This window comes from Flavobacterium caeni (assembly GCF_900101895.1).
In the GTDB taxonomy this organism is placed as follows: domain Bacteria; phylum Bacteroidota; class Bacteroidia; order Flavobacteriales; family Flavobacteriaceae; genus Flavobacterium; species Flavobacterium caeni.
This window is the reverse complement of sequence record NZ_FMVF01000008.1, coordinates 109,835-126,583: the sequence shown is the minus strand read 5'-3', so window position 1 is coordinate 126,583 and position 16,749 is coordinate 109,835. Positions and strand designations below refer to the sequence as shown.

The following is a 16,749-nucleotide window of genomic DNA, read 5'->3' as shown; positions in this document are numbered from 1 at the left end:
TTTTCGCGAGGCCATTTTTTTATGCCCGCCGGTGAACAACTTTCGACACATTGTCTGCATTGAAATCGGTTTTTTTATACATTTACTTTTTTTCAAACGCTACGCAAATGACTACCGCTATTGTTCTCGTCGCCACATTTTTGATTGCCCTGGCCGTGGGCATTTACCTCGGCAAAATGCTGCTTGCCGCCCAATCGAAGTCCGAAAAAATAGGGCTCGAGCAAAAACTGATCGGGCTGCAATCGCAATTCGACCTCACGCGTGAACAAGCGCAGCGCGAACGCACCACCTTCGACAAACAGTTGGCCGAAGCGCACGGCGAACGCGACGCCATCCGAACCGAAAAAGAACGTCTGGCGATCCTGCTTTCCAAAAAAGAAACCGACTTCGAGAACCTTTGGCAGCGTCATGTCGAACAAAAAGAAGAAGTCGAGCAACTGCAGCAAAAATTCACCAAGGAATTCGAAAACCTCGCCAACAAGATCCTCGACGAAAAATCGACCAAGTTCACCGAGCAGAACAAGGAGAACATCAAAAACATCCTTTCGCCGTTGCAGGAGAAAATCCATCTTTTCGAGAAAAAAGTCGAAGACACGCACAAGGAAAGCATCGACTACCATGCGGCGCTGCGCCAGCAAATACTAGGCCTTCGGGAGATGAACGAACAGATGAGCAAGGAAACGATCAACCTGACCAAGGCGCTCAAGGGCGATTCGAAAATGCAGGGCAATTGGGGCGAATTGGTGCTCGAACGCGTACTCGAAAAATCGGGGCTCGAAAAAGGCCGCGAATATGAGGTGCAGCAAAGCTTTACGACCGACGAAGGCCAGCGTGTGTTCCCCGATGTGATCATCAATTTACCCGATGGCAAGAAGATGGTTGTGGATTCGAAAGTATCGCTCGTGGCCTATGAAAAATACATCAACGAAGACGACGACACCTCACGCGCCAGCTACCTCAAGGAACACGTAGGCTCGATCCGGCGTCACGTAGAGCAGCTGGGCGAAAAGAACTACCACGACCTGTATCAAATGGAAAGCCCCGATTTTGTGTTGCTGTTTATCCCCATCGAACCCGCATTTGCGCTTGCCTTGGGTGAAGATTCGACGCTGTACAACAAGGCGTTTGAGAAGAACATCGTCATCGTTACGCCATCGACTTTGCTCGCGACGCTGCGTACGATCGACAGCATGTGGACCAACCAAAAACAACAGGAAAATGCAATCGAGATTGCGCGTCAGGCGGGTGCGTTGTACGACAAATTCCACGGATTACTCGCCGATTTGATCACGATCGGCAAGAAAATCGACGACTCGAAGGCGGGCTATGCCGATGCGATGAACAAATTGTTCGACGGCAAAGGAAACCTGATCAACAGCGTCGAGAAACTGCGAAAAATGGGCGCAAAAGCCAAAAAAATGCTGCCAGAAAGCATCTTGAAAAGGGCAGAAAATGACGAAACCGAACTCTTAAATCCATAACCATGAGAAAATTTATCATGATCACGTTAGGCCTTGTCGTGTTGGCGGTGGCGGTGTATTTTGTGTTTGTCTACTCGGTGACCTACAGTGAAGGCGTGCGCGCCGGGGAGTTGATAAAAGTGAGCAACAAAGGAGTCGTATTCAAGACCTGGGAAGGAGAGCTCAGCCAGGGCATTTCGGGCGCCCAGATTTTTTCGTTTTCGGTGCTCGACAAAGATGCCGAAGTGATCCAGGAACTGCAAACCCTGCAAGGGCAATACGTCAAGGTAAATTACGTCGAACGGTACCGAACCTTCCCGTGGTGGGGCGACAGCCGTTATTTTGTGACCCATGTCGAAAAAGAAAAATCGCCATTCAATTTGCGCTGAAAACCTATTTTGTCGAATTACCGCGGCCGCAAAAGAAAACCGTACAATAGCTAAAAAAAATCCGACCTTTTAAGTAGGGTTATCGCTATCTTTGTTGTTTTAATATGGAACCAGGTACGGACGAAATCCGCATGGTTAAAAGGAATAAAAAAACCCGCTCCAAAAATGTTATAAAATTCTTAATTTTAACAAGATAGAAATCAAATTCGTATCTATTTTTTTATATTTTTGGGGCTGCAATAAAATTGAATGAGAAAGTTTTACGGATTAATAACCATTCTGGCGATGGTGGCATTTGCTATTTACTCTTGTTCCGATTCGGATTCGGAAACCTACGTGCCCATCGCGCCAGAACCTTCGTCGCCCGTCATTGTCGATTTGACACAGGTACCCTACCCCAAATTGTCCGATTACCACTTTTTCGACGGCGCCCTCAAGGACCAGGAACCCGCTTTGGGCGTCCTGCCGTTTGAACCTGCCAGTACCTTGTTTACCGACTACGCATTGAAAAAGCGTTTCGTGTGGATGCCCAAAGGGACCAAGGCCAGCTACAATGGCGATGCAAAAGCGCTCGAATTGCCGGTTGGCGCGGTACTGATCAAGACTTTTTACTACGACCATGTGCAGAACATTACCCCTGTGGGCGGTACGCGCATCATCGAGACGCGTTTGATGATCCGCAAGGCGACGGGGTGGATTTTCGCGAACTATGTGTGGAACGACGAACAAACCGAAGCCTACCAAGACCTCGCGGGCAGCTTTACGGCCGTCGAATGGAAGGAGAAGAACATCACACCCAAAAGCGCAAATTACCGCATCCCGTCTGAGGAACAGTGCATCATTTGCCACAAAAAACAAATTATAGAAAACGATGTGGTGACGGCCGTCATCCACGTTCCCATCGGCATCAAGCCGCAAAACATGAATTTCGCGCTCAACTACGGCACCGAAACCAAGAACCAGTTGACCAAGTGGGTCGAAGCAGGCTATCTCGAAGCAGGCTTTGCCTTGCCGACGGCCGAAAATACAACAATCGACTACCGCGACGAAAGCAAGCCGGTTGATTTGCGCGCGCGCTCGTACATCGATGCCAATTGCGCGCACTGCCACAACATCGAGAACCATTGCTATTACCGGCCGATGCGCTTTCCTTTTTCGGAAACGGGCAACCGCACCAACTTGGGCGTGTGTGTAGACACCGAAGACATGCAGGGGTTTGAGCCTGCGCTGGGCAAGATCGTCACACCGGGTACCATCAACCGTTCGATGTTGTACCACCGATTGAACACCACCGACGAAACCTTTAGGATGCCGCTCCACGGAAGGACCATCATCCATTACGAAGGGCTCGAATTGATAGAAAACTGGATCAACTCTTTGGAGCCATGTCCGGACTGATTGAAAACAAACTATAACTAATAACCACTTTAAACACTATTTTACTAATGAAAAAAATTACATTGATTGCTGGATTGCTCCTCGCCGGGCATTTGGCGCAAGCGCAAGACACCTGCGGAACGGCGTTGCCGATCTCGGGTTCTGGCCTTTATGTGGTATCGGGCATCAACGGTTCGCAAGTCCCTACGCCGATTTGCGCGGCCAACGGAGCTAACAATTCAGGCAACGCGGCCGGTGAATGGTATGTGTACACGCCAACCCAGGATTACACGGTAACCATCACCACGAGCATCGCACAAAACAATCCGTTGGTGGATACCCGTGTGCATATTTACACCGGAAGTTGTGGTGCTTTGACGTGTTATGCGGGCGACGACGATTCGGGCAACGGCAACTCTTCTTTGGAGACGTTCAACGTAACCGGCGGCCTGACCTATTACATCGCTTGGGACAACAAATGGACTTCTAATGGATTCACGTTCCAGGTGATCGAAAACACGGTCGTAATCCCTGATCCAGTTCCGGTTTCGTTTACGCCAATGTCACTCAGCACCAACGGATCGGCCGAGTGTCTTGTAGACATGAACAAGGACCATTTGGACGACTTGGTGAGTGTAACGGGCACCAACATCCGCATCAATTACCAGAATGCAAACGGCACGTTCACGACCACCGATTATCCGACCACACAAGCGACGCACCAACCTTCATGGAGTATCACTGCGGGCGACTACAACCGTGACGGTTACAACGACTTGTTGTACGGTGGTGGAAGCGGACTTACTTTTATGCGTTCGAATGGCTTGGGCACGGGCTTTACACAAGATACGCCTGGCCAATATATTTTCTGTCAAAGAACCAATTTTGTGGACATCAACAACGACGGAAACCTCGATGCATTCTCATGCCACGACGTGGATCCGAACGTATACTACATGAACAACGGCGCCGAGACCAACAACTGGACTTACTACCAGTCGGGTACTACGCCGGGCGCTTACATGTTGGGCATCACCCCAAGTGGCGGTAACTACGCCTCTTTGTGGACCGATTACGACAACGATGGCGACCTGGACATGTTCATCTCTAAATGTTCTGGGCCACCTAGCGAACTGCACCGCAACGATGGGAACGGCGTATTTACTGACATTTCGGCGATTGCAGGCGTCAACATCTTGCCGATCACGTCTTGGTCATCGGCCATTTTCGATTACGACAACGACGGCGATATGGACATCCTGATCGGCCGTAACGGTTCGGTAGGCAACAAATTCCTGCGCAACAACCTCGACACCACGAACAATGAGGAAGAGGCGTTCACCAACATCACCGAAGGTTCTGGTTTCGATACCGAGAATTCGAACAACCGCGACTACATCGCCTATGATTTTGACAACGACGGCTGGGTAGACGTGATGGGCGGTGGCAACAAAATCATGTTCAACAAAGGCAACGGTACGTTTGTCGCTTCAAGCTATCCTATGGGTGTGGGCGCCGTTGGCGACATGAACAACGACGGCTTCCTCGACATTTTGAGCGGCGGCCAGGTTTACATGAACAACGGAAACCCGAACAAATGGATCAAGATTGCACTCGAAGGCATCGAAAGCAACACCAACGGCATCGGCGCGCGCGTCGAGCTTTACGGTTCTTGGGGCAAGCAAATTCGTGAAATCCGCAGTGGCGAAGGCTTCGGATACATGAGCACGCTCAACGCCCACTTTGGTATCGGTACCGCAAGTGCCATCGACGCAGTGGTTATCAAATGGCCTTCGGGCACCGTCGATACGATCCTGAATCCGTCAAGCAACCAGTTTTTGACTGTGGTAGAAGGATCGACACTCGGCATCGGACAAGTAGAAAGCAACACATTGTTCAGCATCTACCCTGTCCCTGCATCTGAAAAATTGAACATCCAATTCAACAACAATTCAGACATCAAGACGGCAAAAATCATCGATTTGAGCGGACGCGTGGTGGACGTCAAAATCGAGAACAACGCCATCAACGTAAGCGCGCTGGCTACCGGCACTTACATCCTTTCTTTGAAAGACAACAACGGCAAGCAACACACGCAAAAGTTCGTCAAGAACTAAGCGTTTGCAGTTCTAAAATAAAAAGCCCTGTTTTGAACAGGGCTTTTTTTTATGAATATGATTTGGACTGATTGATGCAAATTAAAACACCCGAACGAGATTGAAGCCGAAAAAAATGTCGCCATCGGCCCAATCGCCTGTAGTTTGGCCAAGGAAGCCGGCCTCGTGTATGCCTTGCGAATTGGTGAAATGCATCTGGAACACATGCCCGCCCGTTTCGAGATCGACACCCACCGAAAGCGGGTTGCGGAACTGCGAATGGCTCGCGCGGTTGGTATGCACGGCGTAGTCGAGGTTGATCGACCAACGGTTGGCGATTTTGTACCGCCCGCCCATCCCAATGGCGAGCTGCGAATTGTCCTGCGTGTCTTCGATCACAAAATTTTCGTGGAAAAAAGTCGGGGCGAGCTCGAGCGACAAACGCTTGTTGAATTTGCGCGAAACGAGCACCTGCGTCAAATAAATCATCCTGTTTTGGAACGTCATGCGCGGGTAGTTGCGCTCCTTGAGCGTATTGTTGAACCCCAGCGAATTGAACAAAACGATGGTAACCGGCAATCCATCGGTGGTTTGTTGTGCGATGCGCACCTTGGCCGATACATCATAGGCTTGCTCGCTGCGCCCGACGGCCGTCGTAAGCCAATCGGTTATGCCGTAAAGGAATTTGAGTTGGGTGATGGCGTTGTCCAATCCGAAAAAACCTTCGAATCCGTCCTTGACCGAACCAAAACGGTGTGCAACCACAAAATAAAAATCTTTCTTGGCGGCCAGTTTCGTCGACTCCAAATTGACGATTTTCATGGCCTTGAACGCCGATTCGACAGGCTGTTTGGCCGGAACCGAGTCGAGCCCGGCGAGCAAATCCTCTTGCCCGAAACCGGCCAATGGAAACAGCAACAAAGGAATTAGTTTTTTGATCATGTGTGTGTTGTTAGGGATAATGTTTATTCGAGCAGCACCGCTTGGTCCATCCTGAATTCGCCCAGCAGGTCGTCGAAACCTACAAACCGGCCCTTGAGCCGAACCTTGCCGCCCGCCGTAAGATCGGCGATGGGCGAATCGCATTGCACAAACAACTTTTCGTCGATGGTGAGTACGCCGGCCGCGGCATCGACCGTGGTGATTGTTCCCGAAACCTCGACGACTTTGTTGCCATAGGCGATGTTGGCCGCCGCTGCATCTTTCAAAAATTCTTGCTCCATTCGCGCAACGCTTAGGGTATAGTCTGCATCTAGGTTTTCGACGCGACGGTGTTCGCGGTACACATACCGGTAGAGGGTCAAAAAGGCGGCGGCCATCACCAGCAAGACGGCCATGGCCAAGACAAGTTTTCGCATAGTCATAACTTTAAAACAGAACGATGAAGATCAGTAGTTCCAATCCTACGAATTTCCCCACGCGCGCGTTGGGTTTTGCAATGATGCTTTTTTGCGCGATGGGTTGCGCCAACGACAGTACAGATGATCTGATCGCCCCACAAAATACACCAGACGCGCCCATCAGCTATACCAACAACGTCGCGGCCGTCATCAATGCGAACTGTACCGTTTGCCATGGCGCTTCTCCGGTAAACGGTGCGCCCATGTCGTTGGTCAGCTACGAACAGGTCAAGCAAGCCGTTCTTGAACGCGGCCTGATTGACCGTATCTCGCGTCCGCAAGGTGCCGAAGGTATGATGCCCAACGGCGGTACGCGGCTACCGCAAAATACCATCGACATGATCGCGCAATGGGACGCCGAAGGACTACTCGAATAACCAACATAAACCATGAAAACAACACTCACCACTTTGTTGCTGCTGATCGCCATAAGCGCTTCTGCACAGAAAATGATCACCAAAACAGGTAAAATTGAATTCGAGGCCTCGGTGCCGTCGTTCGAAGAAGTCAAGGCGACCCACAACGCCGCCACCGCCGTACTCAATGCCCAAACCGGAGAATTCGCGAGCCTTGCGCTTGTCAAAGGCTTCCGTTTTAAAATAGCCTTGATGGAAGAACATTTCAACGAAAATTACGTCGAGAGCGACAAGCATCCGAAAGCGACGTTCAAAGGCAAAATCGAAAACTTTGACGCCGCTGCGCTGGGCACGACATTCAAGGATTTTTCGATCAAGGGTCAACTTGAACTACACGGAAAATCGAAGGCCATCGCCGCACCGGCAAAAATCCGCAAGACCGACGCAGGCATCGAAATCATTTCGAATTTTGCGGTCAATGCCAGCGATTTTGACATCCAGATCCCGTCTGTCGTCAAAAGCAAGGTATCGAACAAGGTAAACATCAGGTCTGAATTCACGGTCAAATAGGCATCTGCTTTACTTTTTGGCTGCTGTTTTTCAAAAAAATCCAAATTTATTTGCGTAACCAAACGGTTTCATTATATTTGTAACCGAATAGTTACTCTTTTGTATGAGACGAGACGTTTTTCAGGCGATTGCCGACCCTACCCGACGCGAAATCATCGGTTTGCTCGCGCAACAACCCTTGCACCTCAATGCCGTGGCCGACCAGTTCGACATCAGCCGCCCTGCGATTTCCAAACACATCAAGATACTGACGCAATGCGGGCTGGTCAAGATTAGAAAGCAAGGACGCGAACGATTTTGCGAACCCAGCTACGATGCCCTGTCGGAGGTGGCGCAATGGACGCTCCAATACCGCCATTTCTGGAACGAAAAACTCGATGCGCTCGATCAATTTTTGTCTAAACCTTAAACCGAATTCGTATGGCCACTCCCACACTATCACTCGAACGCATTTACGACGCACCTGTTGAAAAAGTCTGGCGCGCGCTCACCGAACCCGACCAACTCAAACAATGGTTTTTCCCGATGATGGCCGATTTTAAGCCCGCAGTGGGATTCACTACCCAGTGGGACGTCACCCACAACGGCCGCCTGTATCCGCACAAAATAGTGGTGACAGAAGCAATCCCGAACAAACGGATTGCCTACACATGGCAATATGTCGGGTATCCGGGGAATTCGGTCGTTTGCTTTGCTCTGGAACCGTTGGGCGACCAAACCCAACTCACGCTTACGCATACGATCACCGAGTCGTTTGAATCGGAACGATACCCCGACTTCTCGAACGAAAACTTCAAACAAGGCTGGACGCACTTTGTTGGATCGCTCCAGAATTTTGTCGAACTTTAGCAAAAAAGACCATGGAAGCCTATACCGAAGCCCAAATGCTGATCAGAAAACCGGTGCGCGACGTATTCGAAGCGATGATCGACCCGCAACGCACTACCCAGTTCTGGTTCACCAAAAGCTCCGGCCAACTCCAAGCGGGCCAAACCGTGACGTGGCACTGGGAAATGTATGGCGTATCGGCCGAGGTGTTCGTGGTAGCAATTACCGATAACCAAAGTATTGTTTTTGACTGGGGCCAGCCCAAACGACGCGTGGTGTTTTCGTATGAGCCACTGACCGATGACACCACCTATGTGACCGTCCGCGAAACGGGCTATACCGAAACCGGTGACGATTTGCTCGCGGCCGTCAGGGATTCCACGGGCGGGTTCACCACCGTGCTCGACGGCATGAAATGCTTTTTGGAACACGGAATTTCGCTCAATCTGGTAGCCGACAAATTTGCGAAGGGCGAATAACGTTTCGTATAAAAATAAAACGATCGGTTGTTTGATTCTTTGGATTTTTGGTTAAATTTGAGTGTCAACAAAAAAACGCTTATGGACAGTTTTACTTTAACCGAAGACATCGACGTGGTGTGTGTAACGGCCAAGAATTTTCCCGACGATGTGGAACGCGCGCACATCCATCTTCACGTCATCCTTCCCGAAAAAGAGCGCAGGCGTTTTTTTGGCATTTCCTGGAAGGACCAAAACGGCAAGATTGTCTACAAAGCTGCCGCCGATTTGATGCCACACGAAACGGCCGAAAAGTACGGACTGGAAACCTTCAGGATCAAAAAAGGACCTTACAACAGTTTCTACATCAAGGATTTTATGGAAGACCCCGAAAGCATCGGTCGTGCGTTCCAATTGTTGATCGCGCAGCACGAGGTTGATCCTGACGGCTATTGCCTCGAGTGGTATATCGGCGACAATGACGTTAAATGTATGGTTCCGCTCGGCGACAAATACAAAGAATTTACTGGCCTGAACAAAGAATAGTTGCAACCGGCACCGTTGTTTGTCGGTTTCGCACACTTGGGAAAAAATGCGGCCCGATATCTTTGTATCAACCAAAAAACCACACCATGGAAACAAGGAAAATCACCGTAGAAACAACCGTTCACGCGCCGGTGGAAAAAGTCTGGGCGTATTGGTCTGAACCGGAACACATCATGCGTTGGTGCCAGGCATCGGATGATTGGCACGCCCCGCACGCTGAAAACGACTTGCGCGCCGAGGGCAAATTCACCACAACGATGGCGGCCAAAGACGGCAGTTTCAGTTTTGATTTTGGCGGCCGGTACACACGCATGTCGTCCCGAACAATTTCATCGCTTACGCAATGGATGACGGGCGGACGGCTGAAATTACGTTTACCCCGCAAGGCGACCAAACGCACATCAGGGAGAGTTTTGTACCCGAAAACCAAAATCCTGAGCAGATACAGCGCGACGGCTGGCAGGCGATTCTAGACAATTTCAAAAAGTATACGGAAGCGAATTGAAGTTCGAAACCGCCGTTTAAAGCTACGATCCTGTGGCTTTTTTACATTTAATCAACCCTGATTCCCATTTGAATCGGGGATTTTTTTTGACGTTCAGGAATTGCGGCACCCGCGCCGGAGACGCGCCATTTTTGTTCATTAGGGTTTTGGCAGGCCCAAACTGTTATAAAAATAATTCTTAAAAACGGTTCATAGCCAATAAAAAAATTATCTTTAACACACTAACAACCAATACCATGAAACAAAAATTACTTCTCCTGCTGTTTTTTTCGCTGAATGTATTCGCCGGAAATAGCGACAAAACGGTGCAGGGTCCGTCCATCGGATTAATAATGACCGGTGTTTTTATGGATCAGAATATGATCTATTTCGCTTTTACCATCAAGAATAATGGCGATCAGCCGTTGACGAACATTTACATCGACAACCTGAGTGAAAACAGCAGCATGCTTGACATCTACTACACCTTTCCGCCTGAAACCGCAATTCCGAGCCTGGCGCCCGGGGAAGAGGACACTATTAGTTTTATGGCAAACAAATTCGCTTTCGATTGCTATGACATGAGCCAGGCCAAAGTATTTGCCACTGCGCCCGGCGGTGTTGAAGTGACCGATTTGAGCGATCCGTACGATTATTACTCTGACAACCCGACGGAATCTTTCTATTCACCCATGATCGTTTTGTCGATCAATCATGAATACCATGACAACAATGGTAATTCTATAGTTGATGTAGGCGATGATGTGGGTTATACCTACCAGGTCGATGTGCCGTTTTTTTCCACGTTTTATATCTCGGATGAAAATGTCACGTTGGACAACGCCTTTGGCAACGGCTCCCAACTGATTACTTACGGCATTCACTACATCACGCAGGATGACGTGGACGTCGGCTATATTTTCAACGGCTTCAATATGGATATAGACGCCAATTGCGGATTCGGCCTTACCGGATATGATACGCCGCATTGTGGGACATGTCCCGTCGCCAGTTTACCCGTGCTTTATCCCTACACCGTGAAACTCACCGATTTGTTGCCCAACCGCATCAGCGGCCAGGTCAAATTCAATTCGAATAGCGATAACTGCGCAAGCGGTACAGGCTTTCCAAACAGAAAAGTGGTCGCAACCGGCAGTTCAAACTCGTTTGCGACTTTTACGGACGCATCCGGAAATTACGAGATTTACATCCCGAATACAGACACTTACCAAACAACGGCCACAGAGAATCTCAATGTCAATTTTTCTTCGGACCCGGCATCGGTGTCGATTGTGAGCAGCGGCGAAGACGTTAATTATGACAACACCGATTTTTGCATCGGATCGGCAACGGGATTTGCCAATTTGTCGGTCGCGTTGGTTCCCATCGACCATCCGCGCCCGGGCTTCAGCTCGCATTACCGGTTGTATTTCTGGAACAATGGCAGCACAGCGCTGAGCGGCGATATCACAATGGTTTTTGACCAGAACAAAGCCGGTTTCGGTGCATCGACGCCCGTACAAACCACTTTTGCGATCAATACGATTACCTGGGCTTACGCCAATTTGATTCCGTTCGAGGAACGATTCATCGATATTACACTCAATATTTTGACGCCACCTTCAGCCAACGATGGCGACTTGTTGCATCTATCGGCCACCGGAACACCGGTTGCAGGCGATGCCTTTCCCGCGGACAACAGCGTATCGTTTGACCAGACTATCGTCAACGCTTTTGACCCCAACGACAAAACGGTACTCGAAGGCGCGTTTATCGAACCCACCCAAACGGGCAGTTACCTGCATTATCTGACCCGTTTCCAAAACACCGGAAGCGCATCGGCCACAACCGTCGTCCTGAAGGAAACGCTCGACGCCGATTTGGATTGGACTACTTTTGAACCTATTGCAGCCAGCCACGATTACAGCATCCAAATCAAAAATGGCAATGAACTGTCGGCAACGTTCCCGAACATCGATTTGCCGCACAGCAGCGCGAATGAAGCCGCGAGCCACGGTTGGATGATCTACAGGATCAAACCAAAACCGGGCTTTACCTATGGTGATATCGCCCAATCAAAAGCCGATATCTATTTCGACTTCAACCTGCCGATCACAACCAACGAAGTGGCGACACAATTGGCGCCTTTGTCAGTTAAAAGTTTCGCGCAAAATGATTTTGTGATCTATCCGAACCCGGCGCAAAACTACTTTATCATCAAGAGCAATACTGCCCAAACCGGCACTTACGAACTGTCAGATGCGCGCGGCAGGATCCTCAAACGCGACCTCATACAAAGCAACACGCAGGTCGATATTGCCGAACTTCAATGCGGCTATTATTTTATAACCGTCGAATCGGGAAATGCAAAAACCACGTACAAAGTCATCAAGCAATAACAAAAAAGCTCCCTCAAACGGGAGCTTTTTTTATTTACTTAAATACATTTTCCGTCGTGAATACAACTCATAAAACTGGTCGTCCTTCAAATCGTCGATGAACAAAATGCTCTCGCCCGTCGATTTCATTTCGGGGCCGAGCGCCTTGTTGACGTTCGGGAATTTGCTGAACGAGAACACCGGTTGCTTGATCGCGTAGCCTTTGAGCTGCGGATTGAACGTAAAATCGGTCACTTTGTTCACGCCGAGCATCACTTTTGTGGCATAGTTGACATACGGCTCTCCATACGCCTTGGCGATGAACGGCACCGTACGCGAGGCGCGTGGGTTGGCCTCGATGATGTACACCGTGTCGTCCTTGATCGCGAACTGGATGTTGATGAGCCCGACAGTTTGCAGTGCAAGCGCGATTTTCTTCGTATGATCCTTGATCTGCTGCATCACAAATTCGCCCAAGTTGAACGGCGGCAACGTCGCATTCGAATCGCCCGAGTGGATGCCGCACGGTTCGATGTGCTCCATAATCCCAATGATGTAGACGTTTTCGCCATCGCAAATCGCATCGGCTTCGGCTTCGATCGCACCATCTAAATAATGGTCCAAAAGCAATTTGTTGCCCGGAATATTCTTGAGCAAATCGATGACGTGCTCCTCGAGTTCCTGTTTGTTGATGACGATTTTCATACCCTGGCCGCCCAAAACGTACGACGGACGCACGAGCAGCGGGAAATCCAAAACATCCGCAAGCGCTGAAGCCTGATCGGCATTTTCGGCCACGCCGAATTTCGGGAACGGGATTTTAAGGTCGGTCAAGAGTTCCGAGAAACGCCCGCGGTCTTCGGCCAAATCGAGCGCGTCAAACGACGTCCCGAGGATTTTGATGCCGTATTTCGACAATTTTTCGGCGAGTTTCAAAGCCGTTTGCCCACCCAATTGCACGATGACGCCTTCGGGTTTTTCATGTCGGATGATGTCGTAAATGTGCTCCCAAAACACCGGCTCGAAATACAATTTATCGGCCGTATCGAAATCGGTCGAAACCGTCTCGGGGTTACAGTTGATCATGATGGTTTCGTAGCCACATTCCTTGGCCGCGAGTACGCCGTGCACACAGGAATAATCGAATTCGATGCCTTGCCCGATCCGGTTTGGTCCCGATCCCAGAACGACGACTTTCTTTTTATCGGAAACGACGCTTTCGTTGTGGACGTATTTTTTGCCGTCGGCGGTTTCGATTTCGGCCTCGAAAGTCGAGTAATAGTAAGGTGTTTTCGCCTTGAATTCGGCCGCGCACGTATCGACCAATTTGTACACGCGGTTGATGTTCATCGTCTCGCGCAGTTTGTACACCTGGCTTTCCAGACAGCCCATCATGTGCGCAATCTGGCGGTCGCCATAGCCTTTTTGTTTGGCTTCGAGCAACAGTTCACGTGGCAACGTATCGACTTTGTATTGCGAAATTTCCTTTTCGATCAGGTACAATTCCTCGTATTGCTTGAGGAACCACATGTCGATCTTGGTGATTTCGTGGATTCTTGAAAGCGGGATGCCAATGGCAATGGCGTCATAAATCACGAACACACGGTCCCAACTCGCATAGGTCAATTTCTCGATGATTTGCTCGTAATTCTTGTAGCCTTTGCCGTCGGCGCCGATGCCGTTGCGTTTGATTTCTAAGGATTGCGTCGCCTTGTGCAGCGCTTCCTGGAACGATCGGCCGATGCCCATCACCTCGCCTACCGATTTCATCTGCAAGCCCAAAGTTCGGTCTGAACCTTCGAATTTGTCGAAATTCCAACGCGGGATTTTGACGATGACGTAATCGAGCGTGGGTTCAAAAAGTGCCGAAGTCGATTTGGTGATCTGGTTTTGGAGTTCGTCCAAGGTATAACCGAGCGCCAATTTCGACGCGATTTTCGCAATCGGATAACCCGTCGCTTTCGAAGCCAATGCCGACGAACGCGACACACGCGGGTTGATCTCGATGGCGACAATGTCTTCTTTTTCATCGGGCGAAACGGCGAACTGCACATTACATCCGCCCGCAAAATTCCCGATCGAACGCATCATCAAAATGGCCATGTCGCGCATTTTCTGGAATGTCGAATCCGATAATGTCATCGCCGGCGCGACCGTAATCGAATCGCCGGTGTGGATGCCCATCGGGTCCATGTTTTCGATCGAACAGATGATGACCACGTTGTCATTCTTGTCGCGCAAAAGTTCCAATTCGTATTCCTTCCAACCCAGCAAAGCCTTGTCGATCAAGACTTCGTGGATGGGTGATGCTTCGAGCCCGTAGGTCAACGCCGCGTCGAAATCTTCTTTTTTGTGTACGAAAGCCGCACCCGTACCGCCCAAGGTAAACGACGGACGGATGACCAAAGGAAACCCGAATTCCTGCGCTATTTCCTTGCCTTTCAAAAACGACGTTGCGGTCTTGGCCGGTGCTGCCCCAACGCCAATGCGCTCGAGCAATTGTTTGAACTGTTCGCGGTCTTCGGTGATGTTGATCGCATTGACATCGACCCCGATTAGGCGCACGCCAAAATCTTCCCAAATGCCTTTTTCATCGGCTTCGAGACAAAGGTTGAGTGCGGTTTGGCCGCCCATGGTTGGCAAAACGGCGTCGATTTGCGGGTGTTCTTTCAGGATTTGTACGATCGATTTGGTCGTGAGCGGCAACAGGTAAACGTGGTCGGCCATCGACGGGTCGGTCATGATGGTGGCCGGGTTCGAGTTGATCAGGATGACTTCGATTCCTTCCTCTCTGATCGAGCGCGCCGATTGCGAACCGGCATAGTCGAATTCGCACGCCTGCCCGATGACGATGGGGCCTGAGCCGATGATGAGAACGGATTTGATGGATTGGTCTTTTGGCATTGTAGTTATGTTGTTGTGTTATGTATTATAGTCGTAAAGTCTTAAAGTCGTAAGGTCATAAAAGCAGAAACGTCGATGAATCAAACTCTCGCCTGATGGAAGCTGATCGCCTTTGAAAAAGTATGATTTAAAAAAGTCAGCGACGTACAACCAAATCAGCTGCGTAACCCAATAATTCCCAGAACTGCGCCTTTAAGACTTTATGACTTTAGACTTTAAGACTTCAATCCTTCACGACAAGATATAAAAAAAGGCGGTACTAATCGAAGTAACGCCTTGTTTTATGCCCTTATCGAACATTATTTTTTGTGTCTTGGCTCAGATGAAACAGTCAATTTGTGACGTCCTTTGGCACGACGACGCGCGAGCACTTTTCTACCATTCGCAGTCGCCATTCTGTCCATAAAACCGTGTTTATTTCTTCTTTTTCTTTTCGATGGTTGAAACGTTCTTTTGCTCATTGCTTTATGTCTTTAAATCTTATTAATCTTGGTATGAGGGCGGTTTCGTGTTAAACCGGGTGCAAATATAGGAAGTTTTTTTGTGTTAGCAAGCGGTTTTTGAAATATTTTTTTGGAGCCTTTTCCCGCTTTTCGTTGCAATCTTTTTGCGCTTTGCAAGCGCAAAAAGGATTTCCACTTCAATCGGGGCTAGGAGTTGCTGCGCTACTAGAACTATCTGCTAAATCTCAAATCTTGTAATTCTAAGATATTTCCGCTGCCGCGGGGGCCTACTTTTGTCTGGCAACAAAAGTAGCAAAAATGCCTGGCGCGCGGTCGTTCGGCGACCTGCTGGCTTTCGCTGGCTAAAACAAATTAACTCGGCTGCGCCTCAAACAGAATTTGTTTTTTAACGCCAGCTTCAAGCCGCAGGTGCCCGCCTGCCACGACCAAAGCGCGCGGCCTCACGAAGACAATTCTCAGTAAATTGAAGGTTAATCGTCCACTTTGGACGTTCGTTCAACGCGCCGGGAACATTGCCGTAGCAAGAACGAATTTCCCCGCGGAGGACGTCGCATGACGAACGTCGTAAGCGAAACGATACGTTCAACTTAGAGCGAATGTTCCTCGTGCGGATTTTTGGCGCCGCGGGCAAGCCAAAAATGCAAATATTACTTTCCTACCTGGCGCGGCATTCACTTTGGAGGCGTTAAGAAAATCAAAGTAGTGAGCGTTAAGAGCCAGGTGCTGTCTGAGCGCAGCGAGTTCAGCTGGCTTAGCAAACGGAGTTGATTTTTAGCCGAGAAAGTGTGCCGCTACGTCTTTTTGCTACTTTTGCGACGAGGCAAAAGTAGACCCGCGGTAGCGAAAACTTCAAAGAATTTCAAAACGTCCGGCTTTGGAAACACTTCGAACAGCGCAACTCACCCCTAGCCCCGATTGCAGTGAAAATCCTTTTTGAACTTGCGATCAGCAAGTTCAAAAAGATTGCAACGGAAAGCGGGAAACAGCTCCAAAAAATCCCCTCACCACTGTTGCCAAACCCAACAATAACCCCTACCTT

Annotated in this window: 16 protein-coding genes and 1 pseudogene; 13 read left to right on the top strand and 4 right to left on the bottom strand. The window is 49.5% G+C overall.

From position 1 onward, the window contains the following. The first annotated feature begins 107 nt into the window (after positions 1–107). The 4 genes from BLP55_RS09420 (at position 108) to BLP55_RS09405 (ending at position 5,343) form a co-directional block, all read left to right on the top strand. Positions 108–1,481, top strand: a complete 1,374-nt coding sequence (locus BLP55_RS09420; protein ID WP_091142916.1) for a DNA recombination protein RmuC — start codon at positions 108–110, stop codon at positions 1,479–1,481. 2 nt (positions 1,482–1,483) lie between these two features. Further along, positions 1,484–1,849 carry a 6-phosphogluconate dehydrogenase gene (locus tag BLP55_RS09415; protein WP_091142603.1) on the top strand — a complete coding sequence of 122 codons (366 nt, stop codon included), beginning with the start codon at positions 1,484–1,486 and terminating at the stop codon, positions 1,847–1,849. Between the two features lie 249 nt (positions 1,850–2,098). Further along, entirely contained in the window at positions 2,099–3,247 is a 1,149-nt protein-coding gene (locus BLP55_RS09410) for a hypothetical protein (RefSeq protein WP_091142600.1), read from the top strand. Between the two features lie 47 nt (positions 3,248–3,294). Then, entirely contained in the window at positions 3,295–5,343 is a 2,049-nt protein-coding gene (locus BLP55_RS09405) for an FG-GAP-like repeat-containing protein (protein ID WP_091142596.1), read from the top strand. Positions 5,344–5,424: 81 nt separating this feature from the next. Here BLP55_RS09405 and BLP55_RS09400 read toward each other — a convergent pair whose 3' ends face one another. Beyond that, positions 5,425–6,264, bottom strand: coding sequence for a DUF5777 family beta-barrel protein (locus BLP55_RS09400; RefSeq protein WP_091142592.1), 840 nt, complete (start codon positions 6,262–6,264; stop codon positions 5,425–5,427). Positions 6,265–6,287: 23 nt separating this feature from the next. Beyond that, positions 6,288–6,680, bottom strand: a complete 393-nt coding sequence (locus BLP55_RS09395; protein ID WP_170826833.1) for an OB-fold protein — start codon at positions 6,678–6,680, stop codon at positions 6,288–6,290. Positions 6,681–6,703: 23 nt separating this feature from the next. Here BLP55_RS09395 and BLP55_RS09390 point away from each other — a divergent pair, with 23 nt between their 5' ends. The 9 genes and pseudogenes from BLP55_RS09390 to BLP55_RS09355 all read left to right on the top strand — a co-directional run bounded on the left by BLP55_RS09390 (position 6,704) and on the right by BLP55_RS09355 (position 12,363). Continuing rightward, positions 6,704–7,099, top strand: a complete 396-nt coding sequence (locus BLP55_RS09390) for a hypothetical protein (RefSeq protein ID WP_244503448.1) — start codon at positions 6,704–6,706, stop codon at positions 7,097–7,099. Between the two features lie 12 nt (positions 7,100–7,111). Continuing rightward, positions 7,112–7,648, top strand: coding sequence for a YceI family protein (locus BLP55_RS09385; RefSeq protein ID WP_091142584.1), 537 nt, complete (start codon positions 7,112–7,114; stop codon positions 7,646–7,648). 103 nt (positions 7,649–7,751) lie between these two features. Then, positions 7,752–8,057 carry an ArsR/SmtB family transcription factor gene (locus BLP55_RS09380; RefSeq protein ID WP_091142580.1) on the top strand — a complete coding sequence of 102 codons (306 nt, stop codon included), beginning with the start codon at positions 7,752–7,754 and terminating at the stop codon, positions 8,055–8,057. 11 nt (positions 8,058–8,068) lie between these two features. Further along, positions 8,069–8,497 (top strand): SRPBCC family protein, encoded by a 429-nt coding sequence (locus tag BLP55_RS09375; RefSeq protein WP_091142577.1) that lies wholly within the window; start codon positions 8,069–8,071, stop codon positions 8,495–8,497. An 11-nt stretch (positions 8,498–8,508) separates the two neighbouring features. Further along, on the top strand, positions 8,509–8,955 hold the full coding sequence (locus BLP55_RS09370; protein WP_091142573.1) for an SRPBCC family protein: 447 nt from the start codon (positions 8,509–8,511) through the stop codon (positions 8,953–8,955). Between the two features lie 81 nt (positions 8,956–9,036). After that, complete coding sequence (locus BLP55_RS09365; RefSeq protein WP_139149640.1) at positions 9,037–9,480, top strand: transcriptional regulator; 444 nt, start codon at positions 9,037–9,039, stop codon at positions 9,478–9,480. After that, positions 9,423–9,740, top strand: a pseudogene (locus tag BLP55_RS17415) (SRPBCC domain-containing protein); the annotation flags it as partial. The gene BLP55_RS09365 and the pseudogene BLP55_RS17415, both read left to right, overlap by 58 nt. Positions 9,741–9,823: 83 nt before the next feature. Next, entirely contained in the window at positions 9,824–9,985 is a 162-nt protein-coding gene (locus tag BLP55_RS17410) for an SRPBCC domain-containing protein (protein ID WP_317040304.1), read from the top strand. Between the two features lie 236 nt (positions 9,986–10,221). Beyond that, positions 10,222–12,363 (top strand): T9SS type A sorting domain-containing protein, encoded by a 2,142-nt coding sequence (locus tag BLP55_RS09355; protein ID WP_091142566.1) that lies wholly within the window; start codon positions 10,222–10,224, stop codon positions 12,361–12,363. A 30-nt stretch (positions 12,364–12,393) separates the two neighbouring features. Here BLP55_RS09355 and carB read toward each other — a convergent pair whose 3' ends face one another. Both carB and rpmH read right to left on the bottom strand, forming a co-directional pair. Continuing rightward, the gene (carB, locus tag BLP55_RS09350; protein ID WP_091142562.1) at positions 12,394–15,246 is read right to left on the bottom strand and encodes a carbamoyl-phosphate synthase large subunit; all 2,853 of its coding nucleotides are present in this window, start codon (positions 15,244–15,246) and stop codon (positions 12,394–12,396) included. A gap of 299 nt (positions 15,247–15,545) precedes the next feature. Next, entirely contained in the window at positions 15,546–15,707 is a 162-nt protein-coding gene (rpmH, locus tag BLP55_RS09345; protein WP_091142558.1) for a 50S ribosomal protein L34, read from the bottom strand. Between the last annotated feature and the right edge of the window lie 1,042 nt (positions 15,708–16,749).